Genomic DNA, 7,637 nt, shown 5'->3' with positions numbered 1-7,637 from the left:
AAATTATATAACTCCAGAAGTGATTGCTGATTTTACGACGATAAAACTTGAACAAATTGGGAAAGACAGGGTGAGGGTTTATGGTGTTAAAGGAAGACCACCAACGCAATTTTATAAAGTTTCAATGTCTTATTTTGATGGATATATGGCTGTTGGGACTTTGACATATTCCTGGCCCGATGCCCTTGAGAAGGCAAAGAAAGCAGATGAGATAATAAGAACGAGATTGAAGGACCTTGGGCTTGAGTTTGAGGAAATACATACAGAATTTCTTGGCTATAATTCCTGTCATGGTCCACTTGCACATAAAATTGATGAACCAAATGAAGTTGTGTTAAGAATTGCGGTTCGTGGTAAAAATTTTGAAGATGTTGATAGATTTGGTCGTGAAGTGCCAGCTTTGATTTTGACGGGTCCTCCCGGTGTGACTGGTTTTGGTGGAGGTCGTCCACATCCAAGCGAGGTTATAGCATACTGGCCAACTTTAATCCCCAAAGAACTTGTTAAACCAGAAATAATCGTTGAAGAAATTTGAAATAAAAAATCAATGCAATGCAATCGGTAAATTTTCGGTATCTCTTCCCAAACTATGGCAGTGTAACACGCCTTTTCATTGATTATGTCTACAACTTTAAAAATGTTCAGAGGTTTTATAATTATAACTTCAATGACCTTGATAATCTTAACAGTTTGATTGAATCTGTCCTGAAAAATTACAAAAATCGTGAAAAAGTTGTTGAAATTTTGAAGAGGCAAAATTTCTATTATGAGAATTTCAGCGCAAGAGAAAAACTTGAACTCCTTTCCAGAGATAACACACTCGCTGTGGTCACGGGTCAGCAAGTTGGACTTATGTCTGGTCCGCTTTACACAATCTACAAAATTATAACAGCGATAAAACTTTCCGATTTCTTATCCGAAAAATTTAAAGATTTCAATTTCGTTCCCGTTTTTTATCTTGAAAGTGAAGATCACGATTTCTTTGAAGCTAACCATGTAAAAGTTTTCAACTCAAATAACGAACTTGTTAAAATTGAGTTTAATCCAGAGGATACTCCGAGGGAGAACTATGGTCCTGTTGGAGAAATTAAATTTAACGATAGATTTGAATCTGTCTTGAGGAAATTTGAAGAGGAACTTCAGGATAGCGAATTCAAAAACGATGTCATAAGATTTGTTCGTTCAACATATAAGGAGGGATTTAACTTTGCTGAATCGTTTGCGAAATTTGTTGGAGGGTTATTTAAGAACCATGGCTTGGTTTTCTTAAATCCAAATGATGCTGAAATTAAAAGATTTCTTGTGCCAATTTTTGAGCGGGAGATAGACGAGCATCCTAAACTTTCAAATTTAATAGTTGATGTGAGCGCAGAGCTTGAGGAAAGATATCACGCACAGGTGAAACCACGGGCTATGAATCTATTTTTGTTTTATAGAGGAGGCAGGTATCCAATTGAGCCAGCAGAGGAAAAGGGGATGTTCAGATTGAAAGGAGCAAGATTTAAGTTCAGTAAAGGAGAACTCAAGCACATACTTGAGACAAATCCACAGGCGTTAAGCCCCAATGTTATATTAAGACCAATATGTCAGGATACCCTTTTGCCGACAATTTTTTATGTTGCTGGTCCATCTGAGATTGCGTATTTCGCACAGCTTAAGCCAGCGTATATTTATTTTGGGCTTCCTATGCCCGTCATCTTTCCGAGAATTAGCGCAACTCTGATTGAACCAAAAGTGAGGAAAATTTTAGAAAAGTATAAAGTTGAATTTGAGGAACTCTTTTCAGACTTCTCATCTGTTGCGAAAAAAATTTCAACTATGGATTCAGATATTGATATTGATGGCTTTTTCAAAGTTATGAGGTCAAGATTTGAGTCGTTACTTGGTGAAGTTAAAGATTTTGTTTTAGGTATAGAGCCATCGCTTGGCGGGGCGGTTGATAATTCTGCGAGCAAAATTCTTTACCATATAAACAACATTTATGAAAAAACAGTGAACGCAAATCAAAAGAGAAATGAAATCATCTTAAAGCAAATTGAAAAGTTGAAAATTAATCTTTTCCCAGAAAATGAGATTCAGGAGAGAGTTTTGAATGTAATTTATTTCCTTAACAAATACGGTTTCGGTTTGATTGATAAGTTATTTGACGATTTAGAGGTGTTTGAATTCAATCATCAGATTATTTATCTGTAGGAATTATTTTGTTAAAATTTTTTCGGGTTCTTTTCCAAGGTTTTCAAGTTCAAACTTTGCTGATATAGCAAGTTCGGAGTTTGGATATTGTTCAAGAAATTTTTGGTAGTGTTCTCTTGCTTTATTGTAATCGTGAATTTCATTGGCATAGATAAAACCAAGCATGAAAAGCGCATTCATCGCTTCTCTTGTGTTTGGATATTTTTGAACTATTTGTTCAAAATATCCAACAGCTTCTTTAGGTAAGCGAAGGTCATTTAAATAAATCTGTGCAAGTTTGAAGAGTGCTTCGGGTGCTTTTGAACTTTCAGGATACTTTTGGGCGAAGTGCTTGTAAAGGTCAATCGCGGTCTTTAAATTTTTCTTTTGATATTCTTTATCTGCTTTCTCAAGTAAATTTGCGTCCTCTTTCCCGCAACTTGTTATAAGCAAAAGGAAAACTACGAACAGGTTCTTGATTTTCATTTTTTCGTTGCTTTATTTTTGAATTAAATTTAAAACCGATGGGAGAAAAAGTCAAATTTGAATGGTTCAGTTGGGTTGCGTCGTCCAAACATCAAAAATAAAGCAAGAGGGAGGAATTATGTGGAAGGTGTCTTTGGTTAAAATTTCCTTGGTAATTTTATCTTTTCTCTTCCTTTTTGAAATTTCCATTTCTCAAAGTTTGTTTGATAAGTTGAACGCAGATGTTAAGACGTTTGCAAAAAACTCTGCAAATTATTTTTCTGCGCCATCTGGTTTCAATAAAGAAGATTTTTTCCGTTTGTCGGCTATCAGCGCTGGGACGATTTTACTTTTCAGTTTAGATCATTTGAATAAGGATTTTCAAAGGTTTGATAATAAAATCTTCAAAACAGCGATGGAGATTGACAAATATTACGGGACTGCGTGGATGTGGGGGTTAATAAGTGGTTCTTTATACTCTTCGGGGCTGCTATTCAGGGATGATGAAATTAGAGAGCTTGGTTTAATGGTTTTTGAAGCGGGTGCTTTATCTGGTTTTGTGACCACACTTTTAAAAGTCGCCTTTGGTCGGGAGAGACCGTATGTAAGTGGTGATAAATTTAAATTTCATCCATTCAGTTTCGGTGGGAATAAATTTTATTCGTTTCCGTCGGGACATGCGACTTTGAGTTTTGCAATTTCAACTGTTATAGCATCAAAGTTTGAGAGTAAATTTGTAAAGTTTTTCATTTATACGCCTGCGGTTTTGACTGCGCTTGCCCGTGTTTATAACAATCAGCATTGGTTTTCGGATGTTTTTCTTGGTTCGTCTATCGGTTATTTCACCGCAGCTTATATCGTCAATGCACATAGAGAGAATCAAAGGTAACCCGTTATCATGACATCATCCCCGAAGTTTTGTATTGAAATCTCTTTCAAATTTATTATTTCACGAATTGACCTTATTCCGACATCACCTATGCTTGCTATACCTTTCCCAAGGATTTTTGGAGCGATGAAGATATAAACTTTATCGGCAAGTTTTTGCTTTATGAATTCTGTGAAGATTTTTCCGCCACCTTCAACGAGAACTGAAATTATGCCTTTTTCTCCAAGTTTTTCAAGGACATCTTTCAGGTCAAGTTTTCTTCTTCTTGATTTTACAGTTAAAACATCTATCCCAAGTGAGTTAAGTTTTTCAACTTTATCTTTCTTCGTTTTAAGTGCGTCGCTTGATGTGAAAACAATTGTTTTATCTGTGAATTTGTCCGAGAATACATTTAACTCAAGTGGAAGACTTAAAGCCGAGTCAAGTATAACTCTATAAGGATTTCTTCCCTCAACGAGTCTGACGGTGAGGTTTGGGTTATCAAGTTTTGCGGTGCGACTTCCGATTAAAACGGCATCATATTCACTCCTTAATTGGTGGACGAAACGAAGCGATTGTTCGCAGGTTATCCATTTTGAATTTCCTTCTGGATCTGCGATTTTTGCGTCAATTGTTTGGGCAATTTTAAGGGCAACGAATGGAATTTTTTGAGTTATATATTTAAAAAATGCTTCATTTAACTTTTTTGACTCATTTTCAAGGACTCCAACTTTAACTTCAATACCTGCTTTTTTAAGTTTTTCAATTCCTTTTCCATTTACAAGTGGGTTTGGATCAATTGTGCCAATTACAACTTTTTTGATTTTTGATTCAATGATTAGATCAACACATGGCGGGGTTTTGCCGTAATGAATACATGGTTCAAGGTTTACATATAAAGTTGCACCTTCAACGCTTTCAGTTGCGTTTTTTATCGCATTTACCTCAGCGTGTTCTTCACCATATCTTGCATGATAACCTTCGCCGATTATTTTGTTATCTTTTACGATGACGCATCCCACCATTGGATTTGGACTGACATAACCTTTGCCCTTAAGGGCAAGTTGCAGACAACGAGCGAGATAAAATTCATCCTTTTTTTCAATTTCAATATCAGAGGGCATCTTTATCGTATAACATTTATTGTTTTTGAAATTTTTTCAGTTTTGCCTATGACAGAAACTTTAAGTGTATCGGAAGTGCTTTTACAAAGTAATTTAACTTGGGTTGTGCATGGGGTTATAACTTGTGGGCAAATTTTGGATTTTTCCCTTTTTGCTATCGGCGTTATCCTGAATTCATTTTTAAGTTCTTCAACTTCAATTTTATGAAATTCCCAACATGGGTCTGGGAAAGCTCCGTAAATTTCAACTGTAAAGTTATGATTGATTTTGATGGTATCTGTGATTTCTCCCGATTCATCTTTGATAACAACATTTGAAACATAGATTTTGTCGTAGTAATTATCGTTGGGAAGCGTTGTGAGACCACATCCTATTATAAGCAAGGTAGCCAAGAACATATTTTTTAGTTTCATTTCGTTTGAGCCTTTGTTGTTCTACAAAGATAAATTTGGAAATAAAAATTAAAAATCAAAAACAAAAAGTCAATTTGGGAACTTGACAATTAGATTTGCGTTTTCTATATTAAAGACAGAGAAAACAAAAATTGGAGAGTAGAGATGAGGCGTATAATTTTGATGCTTGTCATGTTTGCTGTGATAACTGCCTTTGCATCTGCACAATTTAAGGAGCAAGTTGAGTCAAAGCCAGATGTTTATCAATCAATAATTCAGGGTGGGCAGAGAAGTTATTTTGGGTTTTTTAATCCAGCGAATTTATTTATGAGACATACTTTTTCGGTTTCATATTTGAGTATTGGGGGTAAGGGAATAATGATAAATTCATATACAAATTCAATTTTTTACAGGTTTTCGGATAATTTAAATTTACAGGCGGATATAAGTTTTGTTAACTCGCCGTTTGGTTCATTGGGAAGGGGTTTGAGCAACAGCATTAATGGAATTTATATCAATAGGGTTGAGTTGAATTATCGCCCGCTTAATAATCTTTTGATAAACATCCAATATCGTCAGATTCCCTTCTTTTATCAACCTTATTATTATCGCTGGTGATTTGAAATGTAGAAGTTTTGAGTGTGCGTAGGTGTTGCAGTTTTACACATTTTGTTAATTTTTGTTCACATTATTGATTGTCTTACATTGATGTTTTTAGTGGCACATTTTTTGCCCAATTTTTAATTTGAAGTTTAATAAATATAGATTGAGAATGAATAAGGAAAAAATTTATCGCTTAGCACCTCAAGATTTAAACAGGATTTTTGAACAGTTCAAAACAGGGGGATATAAGATTGTTGGTCCCACCATCAGAGATAATGCGATTGTTTATGATGAAATTCAAGATGTTAAAGACCTGCCAGTTGGGTTAACAGATGAGCAGAAGCCTGGGAGTTATAGATTGAAAAGGCGGGGTGATAATGCTTTGTTTGGTTATGTTGTTGGTCCTCAGTCTTGGAAAAAATTTCTTTTCCCACCACTTTTGACTATTTGGGAGGCAAAGAGAAGCAATGGAAAGTTTGAGCTTATTGAGCCAAATTTTGAGGGACAAAAGTTTGTCTTTGTTGGTGTAAGAGCTTGTGAAATTTCAGCTATCTTGATTCAAGATAAAATCTTTGGAGGGGGACAGTATAAAGATCCAAATTATTTAAAAATCAGAGAGAATGTTTTCTTAATAGCAGTAAATTGCAATGAGCCTGGGGATAACTGTTTTTGCCTGTCAACGGGGACCGGTCCAAGGGTTTTAACTGGGTATGATATTGTCTTAACAGAGGTTGTTTCAGATGAGGAACATTATCTTCTGGCGAGGGCGGGAACGGAGGAGGGAAAAGAGATGCTGGAGATGCTGGGGTTCGCCGAAGCGACAAAAGAAGAAATTGAAAAAGCTGATAAAGTTTCAAGTGATGCGATCAAAAAGTTTAAGAAAGAAGTTGACCTTGAGGGGATTGTTGAACTTTTACAGTCAAATTATGAAAATCCACTCTGGGATAAGGTATCGGAGAAATGTTTGACCTGTGCAAATTGTACGATGGTTTGCCCAACATGCTTTTGCAATACGATTGAAGATGTAACTGATTTATCAGGGCAAAATGTAAAAAGGATAAGGCGATGGGATTCCTGCTTTACGCTTGAGTTTTCATATATACACGGTGGAAGCCTAAGATATTCAACAATGTCAAGATATAGGCAGTGGATGGTGCACAAGCTTTCAACTTGGAAGAATCAATTTGGAATGCTCGGGTGCGTTGGATGTGGAAGATGTATAACATGGTGTCCAGTTGGCATTGATATAGTTGAAAATGTTAAAATTTTCAAAAGAGAGCTGAGCAAAGTTAAAATTTAAAAATTGGGTGAGATCATGAGTATTGAAACATTGGAAAAAATACTTGCAGAGCATCCATTTTTTAAAGACCTTAAAAAGGAATATCTTGAGCTCATACTTGGATGTGCAAAGAATGTTTTTTACAAAGCTGGTGAGTTTATATTTCGTGAAGGAGAGGAGGCAAATGAATTTTATATAATACGGGATGGCAGGGTATCACTTGAAATTTCGGTTCCGGGAAAGGAACCTGTTATAATTCAAACTCTTGAGGACGGTGAAGTGCTTGGATGGTCTTGGATTATTCCACCGTATTATTGGCACTTTGATGCTAAAGCAGTTGAACCAACGAGGGCTATAGCTCTTGATGGTAAATGCTTGAGAAATAAGTGCGAGGAAGATCATAGTCTTGGGTATGAGCTTTTGAAAAGATTTGTCACAATTGTTGAACAACGACTTCAAGCAACAAGAATACAATTACTTGATTTATATGGTGCAGGTTGAAAGTATAATAGTCACATCATCTATTAAAAATCCGATGCTTCCCATCTTATTTCAGGTGCGCTCAAGGAAGCAAGAAACAGATGATACTTTTACTCTTGAGCTTGAGCCAGTTGAATCAGGAATTGAATTTGAGTTTCTGCCAGGACAGTTTAATATGATTTACGTTTTTGGAGTTGGAGAGGTTCCAATCTCTATAAGTGGGGATCCTAATAAGAAAAATCGCATAGTTCACA

9 protein-coding genes and 1 pseudogene are annotated in these 7,637 nt (G+C 35.8%); 7 read left to right on the top strand and 3 right to left on the bottom strand.

Annotated features, from left to right (window positions below):
* Nucleotides 1-535 (top strand): acyclic terpene utilization AtuA family protein (locus AT685_RS07325; RefSeq protein WP_143713172.1); only part of this gene is annotated, 535 nt, incomplete at its 5' end.
* A gap of 17 nt (nucleotides 536-552) precedes the next feature.
* Nucleotides 553-2,193: a bacillithiol biosynthesis cysteine-adding enzyme BshC gene (bshC, locus tag AT685_RS07320; protein ID WP_072152132.1), complete on the top strand. Its 1,641-nt coding sequence runs from the start codon at nucleotides 553-555 to the stop codon at nucleotides 2,191-2,193.
* Nucleotides 2,194-2,196: 3 nt separating this feature from the next.
* Here the strand turns inward: bshC and AT685_RS07315 are convergent, their stop codons facing one another.
* Nucleotides 2,197-2,658 (bottom strand): tetratricopeptide repeat protein, encoded by a 462-nt coding sequence (locus AT685_RS07315; protein WP_072152131.1) that lies wholly within the window; start codon nucleotides 2,656-2,658, stop codon nucleotides 2,197-2,199.
* A 61-nt stretch (nucleotides 2,659-2,719) separates the two neighbouring features.
* Between AT685_RS07315 and AT685_RS07310 the strand changes: the two genes are divergently transcribed.
* The gene (locus tag AT685_RS07310; protein ID WP_072152130.1) at nucleotides 2,720-3,526 is read left to right on the top strand and encodes a phosphatase PAP2 family protein; all 807 of its coding nucleotides are present in this window, start codon (nucleotides 2,720-2,722) and stop codon (nucleotides 3,524-3,526) included.
* Here the strand turns inward: AT685_RS07310 and ribD are convergent.
* Together ribD and AT685_RS07300 are read right to left on the bottom strand one after the other, a co-directional pair.
* Complete coding sequence (gene ribD, locus AT685_RS07305) at nucleotides 3,517-4,629, bottom strand: bifunctional diaminohydroxyphosphoribosylaminopyrimidine deaminase/5-amino-6-(5-phosphoribosylamino)uracil reductase RibD (protein ID WP_072152129.1); 1,113 nt, start codon at nucleotides 4,627-4,629, stop codon at nucleotides 3,517-3,519. The genes AT685_RS07310 and ribD overlap by 10 nt on opposite strands.
* 2 nt (nucleotides 4,630-4,631) lie before the next feature.
* Nucleotides 4,632-5,042: a hypothetical protein gene (locus tag AT685_RS07300; RefSeq protein WP_072152128.1), complete on the bottom strand. Its 411-nt coding sequence runs from the start codon at nucleotides 5,040-5,042 to the stop codon at nucleotides 4,632-4,634.
* A 144-nt stretch (nucleotides 5,043-5,186) separates the two neighbouring features.
* On the opposite strand from AT685_RS07300, the gene AT685_RS07295 reads away from it, so the two are divergent.
* From AT685_RS07295 to AT685_RS07280, 4 genes and pseudogenes are all read left to right on the top strand, one after another.
* Complete coding sequence (locus tag AT685_RS07295) at nucleotides 5,187-5,639, top strand: hypothetical protein (RefSeq protein WP_143713171.1); 453 nt, start codon at nucleotides 5,187-5,189, stop codon at nucleotides 5,637-5,639.
* A gap of 154 nt (nucleotides 5,640-5,793) precedes the next feature.
* A complete protein-coding gene (locus AT685_RS07290) occupies nucleotides 5,794-6,924 on the top strand; it encodes a 4Fe-4S dicluster domain-containing protein (RefSeq protein ID WP_072152126.1) in 1,131 nt (376 codons plus the stop codon).
* 15 nt (nucleotides 6,925-6,939) lie between these two features.
* Entirely contained in the window at nucleotides 6,940-7,404 is a 465-nt protein-coding gene (locus AT685_RS07285) for a cyclic nucleotide-binding domain-containing protein (RefSeq protein WP_234696268.1), read from the top strand.
* A pseudogene (locus tag AT685_RS07280) lies at nucleotides 7,391-7,637 on the top strand (Ni/Fe hydrogenase subunit gamma); the annotation flags it as partial. The gene AT685_RS07285 and the pseudogene AT685_RS07280, both read left to right, overlap by 14 nt.

The sequence above is a fragment of the Candidatus Kryptobacter tengchongensis genome, assembly GCF_001458555.1.
GTDB lineage: Bacteria > Bacteroidota > Ignavibacteria > Kryptoniales > Kryptoniaceae > Kryptonium > Kryptonium tengchongense.
The sequence above is the reverse complement of the archived record's forward strand: the minus strand, read 5'-3'. Positions and strand labels throughout refer to the sequence as shown.